The organism is Xenorhabdus sp. SGI240 (genome assembly GCF_040081915.1).
Lineage (GTDB): Bacteria > Pseudomonadota > Gammaproteobacteria > Enterobacterales > Enterobacteriaceae > Xenorhabdus > Xenorhabdus bakwenae.
Genome location: NZ_JBEBMB010000059.1, coordinates 1 through 21,804 on the forward strand (window position 1 = coordinate 1; position 21,804 = coordinate 21,804).

At 44.3% G+C, this 21,804-nt stretch carries 16 protein-coding genes and 2 tRNA genes; 8 read left to right on the plus strand and 10 right to left on the minus strand.

Features of this window, described 5'->3' with window-relative positions:
* Positions 1–100: 100 nt before the first annotated feature.
* The 7 genes from ABLA76_RS13170 to pgaA all read right to left on the minus strand — a co-directional run bounded on the left by ABLA76_RS13170 (position 101) and on the right by pgaA (position 8,940).
* Entirely contained in the window at positions 101–589 is a 489-nt protein-coding gene (locus ABLA76_RS13170) for an OmpA family protein (RefSeq protein WP_047769392.1), read from the minus strand.
* Positions 586–1,848, minus strand: a complete 1,263-nt coding sequence (locus ABLA76_RS13175; protein WP_348988263.1) for a diguanylate cyclase — start codon at positions 1,846–1,848, stop codon at positions 586–588. Before ABLA76_RS13175 ends, ABLA76_RS13170 begins: the two co-directional genes overlap by 4 nt.
* A 5-nt stretch (positions 1,849–1,853) precedes the next feature.
* Positions 1,854–2,468, minus strand: a complete 615-nt coding sequence (locus ABLA76_RS13180) for a YfiR family protein (protein WP_348988264.1) — start codon at positions 2,466–2,468, stop codon at positions 1,854–1,856.
* Between the two features lie 206 nt (positions 2,469–2,674).
* Positions 2,675–3,097: a poly-beta-1,6-N-acetyl-D-glucosamine biosynthesis protein PgaD gene (gene pgaD, locus ABLA76_RS13185; RefSeq protein ID WP_348988265.1), complete on the minus strand. Its 423-nt coding sequence runs from the start codon at positions 3,095–3,097 to the stop codon at positions 2,675–2,677.
* Entirely contained in the window at positions 3,094–4,425 is a 1,332-nt protein-coding gene (gene pgaC / locus ABLA76_RS13190) for a poly-beta-1,6-N-acetyl-D-glucosamine synthase (RefSeq protein ID WP_047769385.1), read from the minus strand. Before pgaC ends, pgaD begins: the two co-directional genes overlap by 4 nt.
* Positions 4,418–6,454 carry a poly-beta-1,6-N-acetyl-D-glucosamine N-deacetylase PgaB gene (pgaB, locus tag ABLA76_RS13195; protein ID WP_348988266.1) on the minus strand — a complete coding sequence of 679 codons (2,037 nt, stop codon included), beginning with the start codon at positions 6,452–6,454 and terminating at the stop codon, positions 4,418–4,420. Before pgaB ends, pgaC begins: the two co-directional genes overlap by 8 nt.
* A gap of 11 nt (positions 6,455–6,465) precedes the next feature.
* Entirely contained in the window at positions 6,466–8,940 is a 2,475-nt protein-coding gene (gene pgaA / locus ABLA76_RS13200) for a poly-beta-1,6 N-acetyl-D-glucosamine export porin PgaA (protein WP_348988267.1), read from the minus strand.
* An 843-nt stretch (positions 8,941–9,783) separates the two neighbouring features.
* Here pgaA and menD point away from each other — a divergent pair.
* The 6 genes from menD to ABLA76_RS13230 all read left to right on the plus strand — a co-directional run bounded on the left by menD (position 9,784) and on the right by ABLA76_RS13230 (position 16,167).
* Positions 9,784–11,457, plus strand: a complete 1,674-nt coding sequence (gene menD / locus ABLA76_RS13205; protein ID WP_348988268.1) for a 2-succinyl-5-enolpyruvyl-6-hydroxy-3-cyclohexene-1-carboxylic-acid synthase — start codon at positions 9,784–9,786, stop codon at positions 11,455–11,457.
* Complete coding sequence (gene menH / locus ABLA76_RS13210) at positions 11,454–12,224, plus strand: 2-succinyl-6-hydroxy-2,4-cyclohexadiene-1-carboxylate synthase (protein ID WP_348988269.1); 771 nt, start codon at positions 11,454–11,456, stop codon at positions 12,222–12,224. Before menD ends, menH begins: the two co-directional genes overlap by 4 nt.
* 13 nt (positions 12,225–12,237) lie before the next feature.
* The gene (menB, locus tag ABLA76_RS13215; RefSeq protein ID WP_348988270.1) at positions 12,238–13,095 is read left to right on the plus strand and encodes a 1,4-dihydroxy-2-naphthoyl-CoA synthase; all 858 of its coding nucleotides are present in this window, start codon (positions 12,238–12,240) and stop codon (positions 13,093–13,095) included.
* A gap of 13 nt (positions 13,096–13,108) precedes the next feature.
* The gene (gene menC, locus ABLA76_RS13220; protein ID WP_348988273.1) at positions 13,109–14,089 is read left to right on the plus strand and encodes an o-succinylbenzoate synthase; all 981 of its coding nucleotides are present in this window, start codon (positions 13,109–13,111) and stop codon (positions 14,087–14,089) included.
* Positions 14,080–15,501: an o-succinylbenzoate--CoA ligase gene (gene menE, locus ABLA76_RS13225; protein WP_348988271.1), complete on the plus strand. Its 1,422-nt coding sequence runs from the start codon at positions 14,080–14,082 to the stop codon at positions 15,499–15,501. The genes menC and menE overlap by 10 nt, the downstream gene beginning before the upstream one ends.
* A gap of 123 nt (positions 15,502–15,624) precedes the next feature.
* On the plus strand, positions 15,625–16,167 hold the full coding sequence (locus tag ABLA76_RS13230) for a YfaZ family outer membrane protein (RefSeq protein WP_348988274.1): 543 nt from the start codon (positions 15,625–15,627) through the stop codon (positions 16,165–16,167).
* Between the two features lie 66 nt (positions 16,168–16,233).
* Here the strand turns inward: ABLA76_RS13230 and tyrP are convergent, their stop codons facing one another.
* The 3 genes from tyrP to ABLA76_RS13245 form a co-directional block, all read right to left on the minus strand.
* Positions 16,234–17,439 (minus strand): tyrosine transporter TyrP, encoded by a 1,206-nt coding sequence (gene tyrP, locus ABLA76_RS13235; RefSeq protein ID WP_047769373.1) that lies wholly within the window; start codon positions 17,437–17,439, stop codon positions 16,234–16,236.
* Between the two features lie 403 nt (positions 17,440–17,842).
* Positions 17,843–17,918 (minus strand) — tRNA-Thr (locus ABLA76_RS13240).
* A 6-nt stretch (positions 17,919–17,924) separates the two neighbouring features.
* Positions 17,925–18,012 (minus strand) — tRNA-Ser (locus ABLA76_RS13245).
* Positions 18,013–18,224: 212 nt separating this feature from the next.
* Here ABLA76_RS13245 and rcsD point away from each other — a divergent pair.
* Together rcsD and rcsB are read left to right on the plus strand one after the other, a co-directional pair.
* Positions 18,225–20,969 carry a phosphotransferase RcsD gene (gene rcsD / locus ABLA76_RS13250; protein WP_348988272.1) on the plus strand — a complete coding sequence of 915 codons (2,745 nt, stop codon included), beginning with the start codon at positions 18,225–18,227 and terminating at the stop codon, positions 20,967–20,969.
* Between the two features lies 1 nt (position 20,970).
* The gene (rcsB, locus tag ABLA76_RS13255; RefSeq protein ID WP_047769369.1) at positions 20,971–21,621 is read left to right on the plus strand and encodes a response regulator transcription factor RcsB; all 651 of its coding nucleotides are present in this window, start codon (positions 20,971–20,973) and stop codon (positions 21,619–21,621) included.
* The last annotated feature ends 183 nt before the right edge of the window (positions 21,622–21,804 follow it).

Sequence of the window (21,804 nt, forward strand, 5' to 3'; positions counted from 1 at the left end):
GTTAAAGTCGAGCATCGCGTGATTTATATCAATATATTATCAGGTTGCCCGTAATAAACAGGGCTGTTTTAAAACCCATATTATAGTTCATGGTATAGCGCTATTGCGGTGTCGTTATCACAATGGCAACCCGACGATTTTCTGCCCGACCTTTTGCACTTCGGTTATCGGCGATAGGTTGGCTTGGCCCTAATCCACGGGCTGTCAGATTAGTACGCTGCATACCTCCCTGTGTCAGTGCATCTGCAACGGTGTTGGCGCGTTTCAATGATAATTGATTGTTGTAACTCACTTCTCCGTAATTGTCAGTGTGGCCATCAAGGCGTGCGTGGTGGATACCCACTTTGGATAAAATACTGGCCAGTTGTTTTAATTTTGTTTCACCTTCTGGTCGTAAATGAAATTGGTTATTACCAAACAACACCTTTTCTGATATACCAAATAACCAGCCTTCATCGGTTTGTTGAAATCCCTGTTGTTTAAGTGCGGCGATTTGTGCGGCTGTCAACGCCCCTTTATTCTGGCAGGCGCTGAGAAAAAGTGCGCCAATAAACGCAAAGATAAATACACAATAACGATTTCTGCTCATAGAGGGTTCCTTGATAGATAGTTGAGTTTTGTTGTATCAGCGGAATACCAGCCACCGCCCCGTTGTTTTATGTGATACATCGCTGCATCGGCTTCAGAGAGTAGTTGTTCTGCCGTTAGTTCACCGTTGGATAATGCAATGCCGATGCTGAGTGTGATACGTAGATGTTGTCCGTTAGGAAGGAGAATCGGGGTATCCATAGCATGGATGATATTTTTGGCAACGCGTTCTGCATCTTCTAGATTGGCGGAAGGCAACAGGATAGCAAATTCATCCCCGCCAAGCCGGGCAACGGTATCTGTTTTTCTTACCCTTCGTTTTAAGGTGGCGGCGATAGTGACAAGCACGTGATCGCCGGCAGCATGTCCATAGACATCGTTGACATATTTCAGCCTGTTACCATCAATAAATAATATCGCTGCACTTTCACGCATAAATTTATCGTTCATGACGGTTGACAGAACACGTTCGAAAGTGGCCCGATTTGGTAAACCGGTCAGAGAGTCATGTTGTGCTTGCCAGGTTAACGCGGCTTTTTCTGTTTGCAGATGATGTTGCCACTCTTCCAGCTCTTCCAGCAGGTGATTGAAAACCTGACTTAGCTCATGCAGTTCAGCAATATGGGCCGAGGGCACGCGCCGTGAAAATGTCCGCTGTTGCCGCACATCATGGGCGACGGCCGTAATGTTTTGCAAAGCTCTGACAATACCATCATGCATACGCAACGAGAGGTAGAGTGAAATGACGGCGCTGAACAGCAGGCAGGCAAATAGTACCAGCAGGGCCTGATAAATAAATTTGATGATGTGGCAACTGTTACCAATTAACCAGACTGAGCCTACTTTTTGCTGATGATGGTAAATTGGCAGGGTGAAAGGTTCAAGAAATAGCCAGTGCTCGATCAATTTCTTGAAATTGCCGGTACGAGTCTCCTGATTGGCTTGCCAACTGGCTAACACCTGCTGTTTAGCATCAAAAATCTTGGCTTCTGTAAAGCCATCGTGAACGGCAATCATTTCCAGTATTTCGTTTGCTGTGGTTTTATCCTGAAAAACCACAGCGGCCTGTGCGGTATGGGCAATGGTCGTGGCAATCAGTTTTAAACTGTTTTCGGCATATTTCTGCATAGCAAGCAGTGCCAGTAACGATAAAAACAAGCCGACTACGGATAATATGATAAACGTAATGACCAAATGGATGCGGTGGAAAGCATGACGTAAAGTCGGGCGTGAGGGCATCCGTGAATAACGTTTTTTCATGTAGATTATTCCACCTTACGAGCCAGTTGCAGGACATTCGGATGTATGCGCACGCCGCTGCGCGTCAGAATATCAAGATTGAGGCTAAATGTTGCCGGAGCGCTGTTAATGTTGAGGCAAAATGCGCTGCCAATTTCACAGTTCGGATTATTTTCAGCAATGGTAAGCAATGGCTTGTCATTTTTCAGGTTGATTACCTGATGTTGAAGTTGTGGATCGATTTGACCATAGTAAATGACATCACATCTTTCTATGAGTTGTTCTACGTTGAAATTGAGTGTTTCAACTTGCAGTTCTGTGTGATCAGAAATCATATCAATGTGGGTTAAGGCGCTGATGTAATTGGATGGAGGAACCAGACATAAGTGCAGAATAGTAGGTGTAATAGGCCAGTGGGTATAACTGATAATTCCAGAAACTACCCGCGCAACATTTTCGTTGCGCGCTGTTTTTTTATTGATTATTCGTTTTTCATTGGTGTCAGGCATAGCCATTACTGCTGAATGACATGTGACGGTGATTAAGCATAACGTGATCAATACCCGTAGAAATAATCTGGAGACACAACGTTTAAAAATAGTGCGTTTACAAAGATGATGAATCCGTTCAATCATTTTCATATCGGGTTCCAGTATTTATTTTTCATATTGTAAATGGTCGTGTTAAATTTATTGATAAAATCTGTTCTCAGCCAAGACCTATCTCATTCAGTTTTATTTCCTTAATGAGATAGGTTGTAAAATAGTTGCTTGCCAAATAAGATTATTGGCAACCTAATCGATACCTTTAAGGTATAATTTCATTATTAGTGAATAAATGGCTATTTCTATATTGAAACATCTTTATTGATTCCTATTATATGTCCATGATTGTCATAAGTGATACTGGAAACTTTGCTTTGCCTTAAGGTATCAAACAACTTTTGTTCCAAAGTAAAACTCTGCGCCACCTCAGCGTGGGTTAACGCAGGTCGGTGACGACGACGTTCGATCCTAAATCGACGTTGGTTGTATTTTGCCCAGCCAATGAGCAAAAATGCATTAAATATGGCAATGGCAATATAAAGGGCGATGACGCCCAGTTCTGAAGTAAATAATGTCGACGTAAAAGGCCTGGGACCATTATGGGAGACGTAAAATAATCCCATTATGAATAAATAGATAAAACCTGCCCAAGCCAGGATGGTCAACAGAATATCAATTAAACGCGGCCATAACCTTTGTTCGGTAAAAATCAATGGTTCTTTCATGATTCGATTCTCTCTATTCCCCTGTCAGGGCTTTCCCACCGCGCGCGTTTTCTGTGTACTTTAAGCATCACCTTGGGAAAAGATACCAAGGTCGTAAATAGGTTCAGCATCCAATAAACCATCGGATACCAAATTACCCAGAACAGCGATGAGGCAACGTGTTTTTCATAGCGTCGTTCAATCACTAAACTGACGGTAAACTGGATCAGGCAGGTAGCCGCCAGAACTAATCCCGTATACCCAGGTGGAAATAGGGTATAGACGCGAATGTTTTCCGGTAATGCGATGAACATGCCGAGTAAAAATAAAATGATGGAAAGGGCAAATGTAAATGACCAGATAACGGAGCAGCAGAATTCAGCAAATAACCCCCACATACGGCGATATTGCCATGACCACAATTGACGCAGGTTTTTCAGGAAAACTTCGGCTCCACCCTGTGCCCAGCGTAACCGCTGCTTCCATAATCCCCGCAAGGTTTCAGGCATCAAAATCCAGCAGAGCGCACGGGGTTCGAACAGGATAGCCCAATGGTGTAACTGGAGTTTCCAGCTCACATCAATATCTTCTGTGATCATGTCATTACTCCAATACCCCACATCGGCCAGTGCCCGGCGATTAAAGGCTGCAACAACCCCTGACACGGTAAAGACCTGACCATAAATCCGTTGGGTTCGTTTGATCAGGCCAATGATGGAAGAAAATTCCCCAACCTGAATGCGCCCCACTAAAGTGGATCGTGTACGAACGCGGGGATTACCAGTAACAGCGCCAACACGGGGATTTTCAATCATGGGCTTGACCAGCCAAACAGCCGCATCACGATCTAACAGGGCATCGCCATCAATACAGACCAGATAATCACTTTTCGCGGCAGCTGCCCCCGCTTGAAGTGCAGTGGCTTTGCCTTGATTCTGTTTCAGGTGTATCACTCTCAAGGCTTGATATTGTTTCGCCATCGCATTGAGTTCATCCGCGGTGCTGTCGGTTGAACCATCATTGATAGCGATCACTTCAATATTGGGATAGCGCTGGTTCAAGGCGGCCAGCAGTGTTTCACGAACATTTGGCCCTTCGTTGTAGCAAGGGATCAAAATTGAAATTAGCGGTTTTCCTTCAAGATGCGGCGCTTCTTCATCAACAATTTTCCAATGCCTTTCCCGATAGAGCCAGAAATAGATCCCGCCTGAGATCCAGATGGCCGACATGAATAAAGGCCAGAAAAAGACAAAGTTCAGCATGACTTCCCCGGTAAAGGTGATAGCGATACCAAGGGGGATGCTCAGTACCAGGCAGAGCACGAGAAAAGCAATAATACGATCAATCATGAAGTGGATACCATTCAGGAGAAAGAACAGGGCGGATCTCATTCATTTCTGGTTGATTGTTAAGAAAGTCATCAGGGTAGTAACCGAAGCTCTGTGCGCCGTTGAGCTGCAATTGACGCATCCATTCTGCTAATTGGTGCCCTGAAATTGCCCTTTTATCCAAGGGCTTGCGCCAATCTACGGATTGCAATTCAAAAACAGTTTTGTCCAGGGCTTGTGGGCGTTGGGCAATGATTTTCACCAAGCGGGATAACCATTGATTGCTTTTTGCTAGTGGCACATTTTCCATCAATGGCATTGCCATAGGGGCAACCCAATCGTAGTGGGCGAGGAAGTCATCCAGATTTTGGGCAAACCACGCTTCGCTGTCCGGTTCCAGAATGGGCAGGGCAAAAATATTGCGTGCAGTTTTGATCTGGTAACCCCGTATTGACTTGAGTTCTCTGGTTAACTCATGAGTGAAATCAATCAGGTATTGGCTTTTAAAGCGTGTCCAACGGGCGAATTGTTCTGGATCTTGCCGAATTTCTGCAAGGGAAGCAGATAAACCTGCGGCCTGATAAGCTTTGATGGCATCTGCGCCAGCATCTTCAAAATCAGACATGACGGCGTCATCGTGGTACAGGACGCCCTGAAAAATAGCATGAGAGGCCAAATCTTGATAAATCTCTTTGATCCTCCGGCGGTTTTCTGAGTTATAAGGCGATAAACGACGATATTGTGTCGGGTTTACAAACAGCTGGTTATGACTTGTGTCATCGCTCATCACCCGCGGGAGTGAAGACTCCAGTTCAAAGGCCAGAACGGGCATCCACGCATAAACTTCAATATTCAGGCGGCTGTGCAGTTGCCAGGCAACACGGTTAAAGAGATCAGCCCGCATCGGTAGCCAGCGATTAGGAAAGTAGAGTTCCCGTACAGTGCCATCGCCTTTGGGATCAGCAAAGGCTTGCAGGAAAACGGTATTGACGCGCAGATCGGCAATGCGCTGGACCAGTTTATCGAGATTATCGGCTTGTTGAACGGGGTCTGGATCATAAACATAGTCCAGATCAATATGGGCAATCCGTAAGATCGGTTTATTCTGTACCTGAATTACCTGCCCGGCGAACTCTTTCAGGGAAGGATTATGTGTGAGCAATATACGTGGCACATTATCAAGATTGTTGACGTTTGCCAGCCCGTTATCCAGGGTCAATGCCATTTTGTAGCCGTAGCGTTTGGCTATTTCCAGCGTAACACCGTTATCGATACCATAAGGCCAAATCCAGACCCGTGGCTGCTTGCCTGTGGCAGCGATAATTCTTTGGGTAATAGTGGCAATATCCTTTTCCATCCGCTGGCGGAACGCCTGCTCACTTTCATAGTGACCTGTTTTCGGATCGTAAATGCGAATGGCCGCAGCCGGCTCGGTATTGCCTTGTGGATTAGCGATGGCACCATAGTGATGCTGATAAGTATGGGAACCTATTTCCACTAAACCAGAACGAGACATCTCTGCTACCTGTTCCCAGGTCGTGAAGCGCTCCCGCGCCACCATCAACCCGCCAAAATCAACGGGTTTTTCGGCGGGTACATCAACCCAGATCCCAACGGGAGCCAGAACGGCAGGCCAGTGATAGGCTTTCAGCAGCGGAAATACGCGGTGGTAGAAACTGCTATAGCCATCATCGAAAGTCAGCAATACGGCCTTGAGAGGCAATGGCGTACCGCCCTGATTGGCAGCGAGAATTTGGTCGATGGTAACCGGCTGGTAGCCATTTTCCCGCAGCCAGGCAAACTGATCGTTCAATGCGCTGGTACGGACTGACATAAAACGCTGATCTGCCCCATCATCTTCGACATCATGGTAAGCCAGAACTACAAAGCCATTTTTAGGCCAGGGGCGTTCATTCATGGAAAGCGGCCGTTGGGCTGGTGGAACGAAATCAGGTTTTTCTGCATATGCCAGCATGCCAAACTGGGGGAGTAACAAGCTAATCAGCAGGGCCGATATCATCAACCAATGACGAAAAACATTGTGTATCATAAAAAAATCCTTCAGAACCGATAGATTAAATCAAAAGCAGCTTGCAGATTACTCTCTCGTTTACCGTCATAAGGACGTTTATCCAGCGTGAGCCTTACCCCTGCGTCAATAGCATCATTCCATTTAATACGTTGACCATATCCCACCATTGTGATTAGGCCACTGCCGTACCCTTGCTGCCAATATTGCCCGATACCCGCCACAACTTGCTGACTCCAGGCGGTTTGATAGTGCCGATATATGACATGGTCTGCTTCCAGCTCAGGCAGGAAGGTGAAGTCGCTTTTGGGATTGAAATAGGGGGTATTTTGCCGGGTATTGTGAGTCGTACTCAGTTCCAACTGCCCATCAAGTTTCAGGTAAGGAGCGGTATAGAGGCGTTGAAGGCCATCAATGCCATATTCAAAGCGATGGTTGCCATCTGAAAAGAATGCAGGGGTAAAGCGAGCGCTCCATTGGCTGCGTTCGCTGTATCTCCAGCGGGCATAAATTTGTCCACCATTGGCATCGATATTATTGCTCAACGCACGCAAGGGGGTATTACGGGCAAGACGTTCTGCGGAGCCACCCAGTCGCCATTGATCATTGAAGTCATACCAGGCTGCGATCCGTAATCCCACCTTGCCGCCATGACGTGCAGAAACTTCACCTTCCAGCCAAAGATCCCGCGAACGCCACTCTACACCGCCGCGTAAATCACGGTTCAACCCCCGGCCTTCTGAGAACTGGCCGCGATTGTAAGCACCACCGGCAAATAAGCGCCAATTATCCTCAAAGGGAGGGCTATAAAGTACTGCGTCAATATCTGAACTGTGTTTGCCACTTTCAGGATTATCTGAATTAATGCCCTGATTAACCTTAATTTGCAGTTCTGCCATATGATGCACATTACGCAGACGGTTAAGGCGTTTAGCGGACGTGTCTTCCGGGGCGCGGGTAATAACATCATCGGCCAGCAAGTCCAGCTGCCGCCATTCTTGCAGAGCCAGCGCGGTATAACCTTGCTGGATTTCCAATGCCAGATGACGCTGATCGATTCCTTCAATTTGCTTTAATTCACTCTCAGCACGGCGTGACCAACCACGATCCAGCCAGACAGCTGCCAGATCAATCCGTAATTTCTGATTGCCAGGCGCTGTGCGGGCTAAATGGGTAAAGCGTTTTTCTGCTTCGGCAAGATCTTCACGTAATTGTGCAGACTCCGCTAAAAATTGCTGCCCTTGCAGCCAGCCATCATTCGGAACACGAATGGGGGAGCCAAAGACATTCAGCATATAAGGATTGCGTTGTTTGATATCGGTGGCAAGTTGTTGAGCGGCATCCAGACGCTCACTTTCCACATTCGCATAAAAAAGGACGATATCATCTTCAAGGGGAATATTGGGCGGTGAAATTTTCCCTGACGACGAAATATTTTCATCAGGGTAATTCAACGAGTGCAGAATATTTTGCGCTTTTTCTGGCTGGCGCAGATTCAGATAGGCTGCCGCTGCCCATTTCTGTGCATATTCCGGGAGAGGTATGCCTTGTTTTTGCAACGTCTGGTATTCATCAATAACGTCTTGCATCCGATGGCGGGAAAGAAGAGCACCAAGCCTATCAATGCGCGCCCGTTGATAATCTTGTTGTGCATCGGGTAGGTTGTGCCATTGATTAAGCATCTGTTCGTAGCGTGCAAGTGCCCTGTCAGCAATGTCAAAGCGCTCTTTTTCATTACGATTGGGGATCATTGACAAGCGAACCAATTCTGCTGCGGCACAGGCTTCCAGCCTGCGCAGTTGCGCCGTGGTTAATTGTGTGGCGTGCTGTTGTCCCAGGTGCCATGCAGGAGCACTGACGCGATTGTTTTTGAGGCTGAACAGATAGTCTTGGGTGACTTCCTTATTGTCGGGAAACCGTTTATGCGCGATAGAAAGCACTTGCAGGGCATTCCATATCCGGCCGGCAGCCTGGTCAACGTAGGCCAGCAAACGGTAATTAGCGGCGTCGGGTTGACGAGCCAATAAATCGTTTGCCAAACGACGGGCTTCCGTGTCTTGTCTGCCATCGGCGAGTGTCATGATAAAGCCCGCTTTGATGTCTCTGTTCTGCTTGTCCAGGGTCAGGGCTGTGCGCCATAGCTGTATTGCCTGTGACCATTGACGTTGGTTGCGATAGGCCCGGGCAACCGCCGCGATCCCTCTGGCAGGTATAGCCATTGAGCGATAACGTTGCCAGAGCGAAATGACTTCATCATCATGTCCAGCCCAGCTTGCAATTTGCAACCAATCAGCAATTTGCGAGGAAGAAAGACGATGTCGTTTCTCTTCCTGACGAATATATTCGAGCATGGGATTGGTATTGCCATTTCTGGCTTGTTGAATTAATGCATCGTAATCTGCCTGAGCGGATTCCGTTGTGATTAAACAACTTAATGAAATAAATAACGATAACAGCCTATACCGATATCTATAAAAGCCCATCGGACGGAAATAAAGATATGACACGCCATCCCCTTTTTATACTGCTTGTTGGTTTTACAAATAGTAGGACCAGACGGAATTTAACTTAATTTAGATTAAGATGAATTTTTAAATTCTTCATTTTTGAAGAGGCAGAATAATACGTATTGCGTGAATTTATATCAATGAGAAAATTTCATGAAATAATTAAGCGCATTTTGTTTTGCATTGCCACTATATCTATATAAAATAATGCATAAGTATGACATTTATGTTTTGAAATCATTTTATTTGTTTTATATCAATTAGTTGTATTTTAATCCCTCTATCGTAAAAATATTTTTAAAAATAAATAGGAATATGAAAATTTATTTCAATGAAAAAAACTGAGACTGAGTGTAAATATTTTTTATTACCGAAGGCTGAATGTTATTGGTTGTTGGGGCTTTTATTTTAAATAAATGCGTTAAAGTGAGGTTAATTTATTTTTCAGTATAAAAGTGGGGTTTGTTAATCGTAATATGACTATATTTCAAAATTAAATGCTATTTTTAATCACCATGCCGAAAATGTTAGCGAAATTGATATTCGGTTATTCTCTTTCGTGTGTGAATTTCAAACGATATTGTATGAGTGATTTGCATTAGTAATTATATGGATATTGTTATCACTTGCAGATAACGTCAGAGGAAAATATAAGGCTTCGCGTCGTCTTGCGGGTTGCAACGTGAAGTTTATCGAGTATATAGCTGAAATATCGCCAATTAAATGACAATTCCTTGAACTAAGATAAGGAAATCATTTTTATCCGCGTTAAGATCAAGAACATCTTATATAATTATCTCTTATTTTTTGGCCTCATTTTTTAAAGAATTTTTTGGGCATTCTATGTCAAACAGCGCACTCAACCGCCGCTGGGCGGAACTTTTATTGGAAGCATTAACCCGCCACGGATTGCGTCATGTCTGCATTGCTCCCGGCTCTCGTTCAACATCATTGACATTGGCTGCCGCAAAAAACCATAAGTTGAACTGTCATACTCATTTTGATGAGCGCGGGTTGGGCTATTTGGCTTTAGGACTGGCAAAAGCGGGCAAAGAGCCGATTGCGGTTATTGTGACGTCTGGAACGGCAGTTGCCAATTTGTATCCTTCTTTAATTGAAGCAGGATTGACGGGAGAGCGATTGGTATTTCTCACCGCAGACAGGCCGTCTGAATTAATCGATTGTGGTGCTAATCAGGCTATTCGTCAGGTAGGCATTTTTGCTTCTCATCCCGCGCAAACTTTAGCATTGCCACGACCAACCACAGAGATCCCTGCCAGTTGGTTGGTTTCGTCTATCGATAATGCAATGTCAAACCTGAAACAAGGTGCTCTGCATATTAATTGCCCGTTTGCGGAGCCTTTGTATGGTGATGAGGTGACAGCGCATCAAGATTGGTTGCGAACATTGGGGGATTGGTGGCAAGGGAGTGAACCGTGGTTGATCCAGCCAGAAATGTATACCACCCTCAAGGCAGTTGATTGGGATATCTGGCAGAAAAAACCGGGAATTGTACTGGCAGGGAGAATGAGCGCAGAAGAGGGCAACTATGTTGCTCAATGGGCAAAAGAGATGGGATGGCCACTTATTGGTGATGTGTTGTCTCAAACGGGACAGCCTTTGCCATGTGCAGATTTATGGCTGACTCACTCCCGCACTCAGGAGATCCTGGCACAAGGGCAATTGGTGATCCAATTTGGTGCCAGCCTGACAGGTAAGCGACTGCTGCAATGGCAGGCTAAATGCCAGCCTGAGCAGTATTGGATTGTCGATCCCATTGCCGGCAGGCTTGATCCTGCAAACCATAGAGGGCGCAAATTCACTTGCAGTGTGACTGATTGGTTACGGGAACATCCCGCATATTCACGAGCACCCTGGGCAGAGGAATTGAATTCATGGTCAAAAAGCGCGTTTAAGTGTGTTGAAACAAAGTTGACGGGAGAATTCAGTGAGGCAGCGGTTGCGCATCAACTGCATCAATTGTTGCCAGAACAGGGGCAATTGTTTGTTGGCAATAGCTTGATTGTACGTTTGGTTGATGCTTTGGGGCAGCTTCCCGTGGGTTATCCGGTTTACAGTAACCGAGGTGCCAGTGGTATAGATGGCTTGATTGCGACCGCAGCAGGCGTACAGCGGGCGACAAATAAACCGACACTCACGGTGATAGGTGATATCTCTGCCCTCTATGATCTCAATAGCCTGGCTTTATTACGCCACCTTTCTGAACCGATGTTATTGATCATAGTGAATAATAATGGTGGACAGATTTTTTCTCTGTTACCGACACCGCAGGAAGAACGCCAGCGTTTTTACTGTATGCCGCAAGATGTCAATTTTAATCATGTTGCTGCCATGTTCGGCCTAAACTATGCGGCACCACAAAATTGGCCGGAATTAAAACGCTGTGCTCAACAAGTATGGGATCGTAAGGAGACGACATTGGTTGAGCTAAAAGTGCCAGGCAATGCCGGAGTGGTCTGCCTGCAGGAGCTGCTCAAACAGGTGGCGTCTTTGTGAAACTAAATTTCCGGGCATTTCATACACATAATCAAGGGACATGGTTAGTTTGGTTGCATGGATTATTGGGAACCGGCGACGATTGGTCTCCTGTCGTGGAGGCGTGCAATCGATATCCTTCATTGGTTGTTGATTTACCCGGGCACGGTAATTCCGCCGATATAGCCTTAACAGGCGGTTTTGCTGAGATGAGTGAATTGCTGGGAGCAGCCTTAGCGGAGTATCCAATCAATGAGTACTGTTTGATTGGCTATTCACTGGGAGGGCGAATTGCCATGTACCATGCGCTCTATGGTAAACAAAATGGCTTGCGCGGATTGCTGGTGGAAGGAGGAAATCCGGGTCTGTTTTCCCAGCAGGAGCGTGATATGCGATTACGCAATGATCAGCATTGGGCACAGCGTTTTCGTCAGGAGCCAATGGTGTCAGTCTTACCTGATTGGTATCAACAACCGATATTTGCTGATTTAACGACGGTTCAACGTGAGCAACTTATTCATCTGCGCAGTCAAAACAGGGGAGAGCGTATCGCGGATATGCTGGAAAATACCTCTTTAGGCCGCCAACCCTGGCTGGTTTCTGCTTTACAGCACATATCTATTCCTTTCTCTTACTTATGTGGGGAAAATGATCGTAAATTCCGGAAGATAGCGCAGCAATATACGTTGCCATTAACAACCATTCCTCAAGCTGGACATAATGCTCACTATGGCAATCCTGCGGCTTTTGCCAGCGCAGTGAGCTATTTTTTATCACTTTTTGGTTAAAGGAAACTCAATAATGCGTTACCCAAGCGAAGAAAAATTGTATGCCCCTATTGAATGGCAAGATTGTTCCCAGGGGTTTGAAGATATTCTCTACCATAAATCCGCAGATGGCATTGCCAGGATTACGATTAATCGCCCACAGGTACGTAATGCGTTCCGTCCTTTGACAGTCAAAGAGATGATTCAGGCGTTGGCAGATGCCCGTTATGACGAAGCAATTGGCACGATTATTCTGACAGGAATGGGAGAAAACGCGTTTTGTGCTGGAGGCGACCAAAAGATCCGTGGCGATTATGGCGGCTATAAAGATGATGGCGGAGTACACCATCTGAATGTATTGGATTTTCAGCGTCAGATCCGTACCTGTCCAAAACCTGTCGTTGCCATGGTTGCGGGGTATGCCATTGGCGGTGGGCATGTCCTGCATTTGATGTGTGATTTGACCATTGCGGCAGATAATGCCATTTTTGGTCAAACAGGCCCTAAAGTCGGTTCCTTTGATGGCGGCTGGGGGGCATCGTATATGGCCCGGATCGTAGGACAGAAAAAGGCGCGCGAGATCTGGTTCCTGTGCCGCCAATACCATGCCAAAGAAGCCCTGGATATGGGACTGGTGAACACCGTCGTGCCTTATGCCGAATTGGAAAAAGAAACTGTGCGCTGGTGTCGTGAAATGCTGGAAAACAGCCCAATGGCGTTGCGTTGCCTGAAAGCGGCATTGAACGCAGATTGTGATGGTCAGGCTGGTTTACAGGAGTTGGCGGGCAATGCCACCATGCTGTTCTACATGACCGAAGAAGGGCAGGAAGGGCGCAATGCGTTCAACGAAAAACGCCATCCTGATTTCAGTAAATTCACGCGTAATCCGTAAGTTGTCAGCCATCATGCGTAAAGCCACTTTGTACCTATTCAGCCTGCCCATGGAGGCAGGCATTATTCTGCGTTATCAGCGCCTGAAAACCCGTGACGGTTTTTTGGTGCACTTACAGGAAAATGGACGAGATGGTTGGGGAGAAATTTCCCCATTGCCTGAATTCAGCCATGAAACGCCTGAGCAAGCTGAAATATCGGCGGTGGAATGGCTGCAACAATGGTGCCTGGGCACACAGCCAGAAGAGAGCGATCTTCCTTCCGTTGCGTTTGGCATAAGCTGTGCACTGGCTGAATTACAGGGGGCGTTGCCTGAAACAGCCGATTATTGCAAGGCAGCGTTATGTACGGGCGATCCCGATGAGGTGATCTTGCGTTTGGGAAGTATGGCAGGACAGAAAATTGCCAAAGTGAAAGTTGGGCTATATGAAGCCGTACGGGATGGCATGGTCGTCAATGTGATGCTTGAAGCGGTGCCTGATCTCCGGTTGCGATTAGATGCTAACCGCAGTTGGACACGCACAAAAGCAGAGGGATTTGCTAAATATGTCAATCCAGATTATCGGCACCGAATTGCTTTTATCGAAGAACCCTGCAAAACCCGGGATGAATCTCTGGCGTTTGCTCGTGAAACGGGTATCGCCATTGCATGGGATGAAAGTGTCCGTGAAGCTGGTTTTATCGTAGAAGCTCAGGAGGGTGTCTCTGCCATTATCATCAAACCAACATTGACAGGCAGCATTGACCGTTGTCGTCAATTAATTACCGAAGCTCATCAGTTAGGGTTAGAAGCAGTGATTAGCTCCAGCATTGAAAGTAGCTTTGGTTTGACACAATTGGCTCGTCTTGCTCAATGGCTTACGCCTGATTCACTGCCAGGTCTGGATACTTTGGATCTTATCCAGTCACAACTTATCCGTTGTTGGCCTGATAGTCATATTCCATGTGTCATGCTGGATAAGCTGGCTATGGTGTGGAGTTATGAATGTCAATAACAGAGTGGACTCAATGGCCGTGGCAGCATTGGGCTGCGGCCTTACCTGAAAAACAGGCCATCCAGTTAGATGATGAGCAATTAACCTGGCATCAATTAACGCAAAGTATCAATGCTATTGCTGTCCATTTCCACCAACAGGGCGTTGTGGAAGGTAGTGGCGTGATCTTGAGAGGCAAGAACAGTGCGGAACTTCTGTTGTGTTACCTGGCTGTCCTGCGATGTGGTGCCAGAGCGTTACTTCTTAATCCTCAATTACCTGATCGGTTGCTGGCGGAGTTATTGGCTCATCTCAATATGGATTATGGGGTGGATTTCACGGACTCACCTTCGCCTGTTATGCCAGTTAAGCTACTTGACTGGCAACAAAAGTTTCCGGCGAAACATGATCGGCGGGCAAAAAACAACCTATTGGTGGTGTGGGAAAGTCAACGTCCTGCCAGCATGATCCTGACCTCTGGCTCTTCTGGGTTGCCCAAGGCTGCGGTACATTCCATTGGTGCTCATCTTGCCAGCGCACAAGGTATTCTTTCCCGTATGGATTTTCAGCCAGATGATAGTTGGTTACTGTCATTGCCCCTGTTTCATGTTTCAGGCCAGGGGATCCTTTGGCGTTGGTTACAAACAGGCGCAACATTAGTGCTGAGGGATTTACATCCGCTGGATCGCGCACTGTCTGGCTGTACTCATGCATCACTTGTACCTACTCAACTGTGGCGTTTGCTGGAACAACCCCATAACTATCCATTGACATTAAAAGACGTGTTATTGGGAGGCGCTATGATACCAACGTCGCTGACTCAACGAGCTGAAGAACTGGGTATTCGTTGTTGGTGTGGCTATGGGCTGACAGAAATGGCATCAACTGTTTGTGCAAAACGCGCAGATGGGTTGCCTGGGGTAGGCAATCCACTTCCGGGAAAATCCATTCGCTTAGTCGATGAAGAAATTCAGATCCGCGCTGATAGTATTGCGAATGGCTATTGGTTTAACGGGGAATTGCAGCCATTGACAGATAATGAAGGATGGTTTTCGACACGGGACCGAGGCGTATTTGAACAGGGGGAATTACGGATCTTAGGGCGTCTCGACAACCAGTTTTTCAGTGGAGGAGAGGGTATCCAGCCAGAAGATATTGAGCGGATCATTAACCAACATCCTCAAATTGAACAGAGCTTTGTTATTCCCATTCCTGATATTGAATTCGGTCATCGGCCAGTCGCGGTCATTGAAACTCAATATCCTGTGCTAACAGAGACAATTATTGATTGGCTTGCGGATAAAACTGCGGCTTTTCAGCGGCCTGTTGCCTGCTATGTGTTACCTGCACAACTGAAAAACGGAGGAATAAAGGTTTCGCGCCAACACGTGAAGCAATGGGTAACAGAGATAAATAGTAAGCATTATAAATAGTAACGTCATTTACATATCTTTATAAATATAAACATTTCCTTGCTTTTGTGATCTATGTCACCACGTTGGTTTAAGTACAATATCTTAGCCTATATGGGCAGTGACTAATTAAAGGACAAGATGATGAAAGGCTTTATTGCTATCGGCGCCGCGAGTTTGCTTTTTATAGCTAACTCAGCAAATGCTCTCTCTATAGATGCTCAGGTGGGAAAACACAGCACAAGTACATCCGTGGGGATGGGTGATAAATATGCCGGCCTGTCTCTGACGGGTAACTGGACTCGCAGTGATCACAATGGCCAGCTGGGTAGTTTAGGTTTAGGCTTCGGTCTGCCATTTGGTCCATTCGCTGCAAACGTCGGCGCGAAAGGGCTTTATTTGTCCCCCAAAGATGGGAAAGATGGCGCTGCATTGGCTGTCGGTGCGGGCCTTAGTTGGGCTGTGACTTCTTCTTTATCCCTGTATGGTGAGGCTTACGGTTCGCCATCGGGCTTAACGTCAGGGATGGATTCTTACACTGAGGCGACAGCGGGAGCGCGTTATACGTTTTTCAGGCCCCTGAGTGTTGAGGTGGGCTACCGTGTCATTGACATACGGGGTAGTCATGGTAATCGTAATAACAAGGTTTCCGATGGTTTTTATGTTGGCACCGGTTTAAGTTTTTAATTAAACGAAAATGCTGCAAGGTTATCCGCATTAATATTGATGCGAATAACCTCAGACAGGATAACGTTACCCCACGTTTGGCAGTAGACCTGTGACAATGCCAAGTTGAATGGCAATAACGGCGAGTCCACACAGGAAAACAAAGACTAATGCAGGTTTACCACCTTTGACACGATAACCTGCCTGATTTTCTTCACGACTACGCCAAACCAACAGGGACGGCAATAATAGCGCGAGAATGGAGAGCGCAACCGCCGCAAATGTCAGTGCCATAACAAAATTAGGGTAATACAGAGCACATAATAGTGGCGGAACAAAAGTCATTAACCCTGTTTGTAAACGTCCTTTGACATTATTGCGGCGTTTAAACAGGTCAGCCAGGTAATCAAATAACCCCAGGGCAACACCGAGGAATGAGGTGGCGAGTGCAAGATCGGCAAACAGATGAACGGCAAACTCCACCTTAGGTACAGCGACAATTTCTCTGACGGCTTTCAATAACCCATTCAGGCCAGATTCTTGCGCAAGAATGCCAACAAATGTATTTGAAGAAATAGCCCCGAGCGTTACTAATTGCCACAGAATATAGGCTAACAGGGGAATGGCACTACCGATAACAAAGATTTTCCGTAGCTTGTTGGTCTCTCCTCCCATATAGGCAACGACACTTGGCACACTACCGTGAAATCCGAATGAAGTAAAAATGACCGGGATGGCAGAGAGTGCTAATCCTTGCTCAATGGGCATGGAGATCAGGTTGATTTTATCAACATGAGGCATCATTACGCCGAGTACGATCACCAGAAAAACAATTTTAGCAGTAAACAGCAGGCGGTTGATAAAATCGACAGATTGAGTGCCAATACAGACTACCCCACCACCAATAATAGTAAAAATGCTGATCCCGGCAGAGACAGAAACCGGTTTATCCAACCAAGAAGAGAGGGAGATCGCCAGTAACTCACCCGCACCACTAATATAAGCTGTTGTCAGGGCATACATAAGGAAAAGCATACTGAAGCCAGTCAACACCTGCCCACCTAACCCAAGGTAGCGTTTCGCGATAGTTCCTAACCCAGTATTAAACTCATTATGTTGATACACCTCCACGAGCAAGAGTGCTGTATAGCTCATTAACGCCCACAGGGCGACTAACATAGCAAATGTAGTTCCAAATCCCACACCCGCCGTTGCTAATGGCATTGCTAACATCCCTGCGCCAATCGTCGTTCCAGCAACGATAAAAATACTGCCAATAGTGCGATTTTTCACGCGATCCTCATTTCTGAATATGTTGAGAAATAATTATAAGACCCGCAGGTTAAATGATTGATTTATGGCTGTCAAATTTATAGTACACAGAGTGTAAATAAATAATTACACTTGTGGTGGCATTGGATAATTCGTTATCAAGCTATGTGATTCGGAAAAAATCACTAAGAAAGCAGAAGCATATTAAGTTAAAAAATAACCAGAAACTTCTTGGTTGAGTAACATAATTTATTGGTATGTTAAGTAACTTTATCGCTTTGCCAGGGGGAAACTTGGCTAACCAGGGCGATAAGATGGCAAAAAGCCAAATGAGAAGGGAGTATATGCAGGAAATTTTGTTGAGAATATAAAGTAAAAACCCGCTATTTCACCGATTGATTACGGGAAATAGCGGGTTCTTGTATGGTGCCGGCTACCGGAGTCGAACTGGTGACCTACTGATTACAAGTCAGTTGCTCTACCAACTGAGCTAAGCCGGCGAAATTTGGCGGAAGGATAGAGATTCGAACTCTAGGATGGTTTCCCATCGGCGGTTTTCAAGACCGCTGCCTTCGACCGCTCGGCCATCCTTCCATGGCGCGAGATTATGCCTATATCGTTTTGATGTGTCTAGCCCTCAAAGGAAAAAAATTGTGTTTTTTTTACTGTTTGCTCAATCTTCGATCTGTAATAGCCTTTTCATTTGTGAAGCTGCTAATATTAAGCTTAGTACACTGGCTTATTTATCGACGGGTTGATGTCGCATTGACCAAAATATATTCATATTAAAGGCAACCATTCAAAGAATGTATAAACAACCACCTATCAAGCCATCTTCTATTCCTCGTTTTTACGCGTTATTTGTTACTTTGCTTTTTACGTCTCTATTTTTATTCGGGTATAACTATTTTGATATTTGGCTGATGGATAAAAAATATGCTATCAGTAGTGTAACCGCTAAGATGAGATTGCAGATTAAAGATTATCGTTACCATGCAAGTCATATTTTTGAGCAGTCTAATACTCTGCTAATCTCCTCTCAGGAGAATGTGCCATTGTTTAAATTGCGTCCCGATGTCTATTGGCTAGAAAATCGTTATCAATCTGTTGATACCATTATTTTTGGGCAACATAACGACTCGAGTGTCCAACTGGCTGAATATCTGTCTGGCTATTTGGATATTCTCTGGGGAGCTAATAATGAATACTTGTCCATGTACTACCTTAATGGGCAGGATAATAATTTGTTATTGATAACAACCTATCCGATTCTAAAACCAGAAATCAGGTTCAAAGAGAGCTATCTGACTCTGAATTCTGAAACCAAACGCACCGAGATGCTGGATCAGTCTTCTGCTTTGGAGGAGAAAGAGAGCATTTCCTCCATTAATGTATTACGTGGTGAAAATATTTATTTCTACACCTATAAAGCTGCATTTAATGCAACAGGGCAATTAACCACCATTATTGCTTTTGATTTACCCATTAATAACCTTTTGCCGGTTGATATGTCACCAGCAAACTTCCGCTTGAATGCGATCAACTTACATGAACCTGAAGCTTCCGAGACAGCTGAGGTTTCATTAAACGGTTTTTGGCTAGAATTTTCTCAGCCCCTTGATGTCATGCCGTATAAATTGATTTATCAAGTCCCACTGAAGGCACTGATTGTAGATTTGTTGTTCAGAAATGTCTGGCTGTTACTTTCAATATTGTTTTTCTTTTTGTTTTCTTTAAGCGGGTTATTTTATATCCGCCGGCGATATATTGCACCAAATGCTTCTATGGATCATGAACTGAAAATTAAAAATGCCCTAAATAGTGATATTATCTCCAATATTCCTGTTGGCGTTGTGGTTTATGATTTTGAATCAAATCAGATAATGATAATTAATAAAATTGCGGAGCAGTTAATACCCCACCTGAATTTGAATAAAGTTAGAGCGATGGCACAGCAACATCATGGTGTAATTCAGACATCCATTGATGAAGCCGTTTATGAAGTAAAAATGTATAACAATAGCTTCTTACCAGAAACTTATCTGTTTTTACTGCAAGACAAAGATCAGGAAGTCATGGCAAATAAACGATTGCAATTTGCTCATCGTGAATATGATAAAAGCATTCAGATCAGGCGTTCTATGCTGTCAAATATTAATAATGAAATAAAATACCCTGTTAGCAGTATTAATGCTATTACCAAGCAATTGAAGCAGCTATCACAAGATGAAAATGGACAAAAGTTATTGGATAGGTTATTAGATAAATCAAAGTATCTCACCGAATGGGTTGAAAATATTTCATTACTTAATGAGTTGGAGCTGGGAGATTGGCAGCCAGAAAATGAAACATTTTCCCTATCTTCACAATTGGAAGATATTTTGAAAATCTCTTTACCAATATTAAATGCTAAGGGTTTGAGAGTTTATTATCATTTTAATATTTCTCGTGAGTCTTTATTCATAGGGGATAAGGTAGCATTAAGTAAAATTGTTACATTGTTATTTAATTATGCAATAACGATGACCAGCTATGGTAAAATATCATTGGTTGTTAATGGTTCAGGTAAATATGACAACCATATTCAGATTGAGTTGATAGATAGTGGCGTTGGTTTAAGTGAAAGAGATCTAACCAGCTTAACTTATCCTTTTTTGAACCAATCCGTGGAAGATAAGTACTCTACAAATTCTGGCATGACTTTTTATTTATGTAATCAGTTGAGCAAAAGAATGGGAGGAAGCCTTGATATTAAAAGTAAGTTGGGGTTGGGAACACATTACGTTATCAATCTGCCCCTATCGCAGCATGAAGATGAAAATAGCGAAACGCCTCCACTTTTGGAAGGGGTCACGATTTTAATTGATATCAATAACCCTGAGATCAGCAAAATCGTCCATACTTATCTCAATAATTATGGTGCTGCGTACTTTGATAAAAGAAAAGAAGGCACTACGGAAGAATACGATATTATCCTTACGGATAGACTGTACAAAGAAGAAAAGCGGTACAAATATGAAAAACCAACTATATTATTAGTGGGAAGTTTAGCAGGATTTAAGCAGTTGAAGCCGGGAATGGTTCAGTGCAATTACAATCTTGCTGATGATATTATCAATGCAATATCGTTTCTTTTCGAAGAAAATTTCAGTTTAGATGAAATCAGGGAAATTTCTGAAATTTCTAAATCAGCAGGTGATTTAGCTAAAAGTGTTGATTTATTTGAAAATGTTGATAGCAGTATTTGCAATATCCTCAAAATTTATCAAACGCAGTTGGCAGATAGTGACTACAGGAAATTGTTTATAGAGACAGTACCTATGGATATCACCAGACTGTATACTGATATGGAACGACATGATTTGATATCACTTTCGCGAACGGTACACCGCCTTAAGGGTGCGTTTGCTGTGTTGGATTTAAAATTTCTTAGGTCATCATGTGAGGCGTTGGAAAAACACATAGCAGACAATAATGAAGTAGAAATCAAAAGTAGCATCAGCCTCATTGATTCCTTTGTCACAAAGCTGTTGCAGCAAGGTAACCAATAATATGAATAACCTTAATGTCATTATTGCCGATGACCATCCCATCGTTTTGTTTGGCATCCGCAAGTCACTTGAACAAATTGAGTGGATTAATGTAGTCGGTGAATTTGAAAATTCAACGACGCTCATTAATAGCTTGCCACATATAGAAGCAAATGTTCTCATAACAGACTTGTCAATGCCTGGGGATAAATATGGTGATGGTATCACCCTGATAAAATATATTAAACGTCATTACCCAACATTGGCAATTATTGTTCTTACCATGAACAATAATCCGGCTATTTTAAGTGCTATACTTGAGCTTGATATTGAGGGAATCGTGTTAAAGCAAGGAGCACCAACAGATTTACCTAAAGCACTTTCTGCTTTGCAAACGGGGAAGCAGTTTACGCCTGAAAGTGTTTCTAAGTTACTTGAAAAGGTTAATGCTAATGGATATGGGGATAAGCGTTTATCTCCTAAAGAGAGCGAAGTCCTGCGTTTATTTGCTGACGGTTTTCTTGTTACTGATATTGCAAAAAAACTTAATCGTAGTATTAAGACAATTAGTAGCCAGAAGAAATCCGCCATGATAAAGCTGGGGGTCGATAACGATATCGCATTGCTTAACTATTTATCTTCCGTCACTATCGATAAAGATATTGGTAACTAACCAATGTGTTATCTTTTCTAATGGAAAATCGGTAGCAATAGTTACCGATTTTCCATCATTCATAGCTCAATATGTATGAGTTTAAATATCACTGTATTTAATTAACCCGAATTCTGCTTAAGCCATCATTGGAACATCTTCTTCTAAGTAGAAAACTTTCAGTGATGGTTTCTTCAATTTAAG

What these genes read in the sequence shown, in the direction of transcription:
- ABLA76_RS13170 (WP_047769392.1), bottom strand. Translation starts at nt 589, where the DNA reads ATGAGCAGAAATCGTTATTGTGTATTTATCTTTGCGTTTATTGGCGCA.
- ABLA76_RS13175 (WP_348988263.1), bottom strand. Translation starts at nt 1,848, where the DNA reads ATGAAAAAACGTTATTCACGGATGCCCTCACGCCCGACTTTACGTCAT.
- ABLA76_RS13180 (WP_348988264.1), bottom strand. Translation starts at nt 2,468, where the DNA reads ATGAAAATGATTGAACGGATTCATCATCTTTGTAAACGCACTATTTTT.
- pgaD (WP_348988265.1), bottom strand. Translation starts at nt 3,097, where the DNA reads ATGAAAGAACCATTGATTTTTACCGAACAAAGGTTATGGCCGCGTTTA.
- pgaC (WP_047769385.1), bottom strand. Translation starts at nt 4,425, where the DNA reads ATGATTGATCGTATTATTGCTTTTCTCGTGCTCTGCCTGGTACTGAGC.
- pgaB (WP_348988266.1), bottom strand. Translation starts at nt 6,454, where the DNA reads ATGATACACAATGTTTTTCGTCATTGGTTGATGATATCGGCCCTGCTG.
- menD (WP_348988268.1), top strand. Translation starts at nt 9,784, where the DNA reads ATGTCAAACAGCGCACTCAACCGCCGCTGGGCGGAACTTTTATTGGAA.
- menB (WP_348988270.1), top strand. Translation starts at nt 12,238, where the DNA reads ATGCGTTACCCAAGCGAAGAAAAATTGTATGCCCCTATTGAATGGCAA.
- menC (WP_348988273.1), top strand. Translation starts at nt 13,109, where the DNA reads ATGCGTAAAGCCACTTTGTACCTATTCAGCCTGCCCATGGAGGCAGGC.
- menE (WP_348988271.1), top strand. Translation starts at nt 14,080, where the DNA reads ATGTCAATAACAGAGTGGACTCAATGGCCGTGGCAGCATTGGGCTGCG.
- ABLA76_RS13230 (WP_348988274.1), top strand. Translation starts at nt 15,625, where the DNA reads ATGAAAGGCTTTATTGCTATCGGCGCCGCGAGTTTGCTTTTTATAGCT.
- rcsD (WP_348988272.1), top strand. Translation starts at nt 18,225, where the DNA reads ATGTATAAACAACCACCTATCAAGCCATCTTCTATTCCTCGTTTTTAC.
- rcsB (WP_047769369.1), top strand. Translation starts at nt 20,971, where the DNA reads ATGAATAACCTTAATGTCATTATTGCCGATGACCATCCCATCGTTTTG.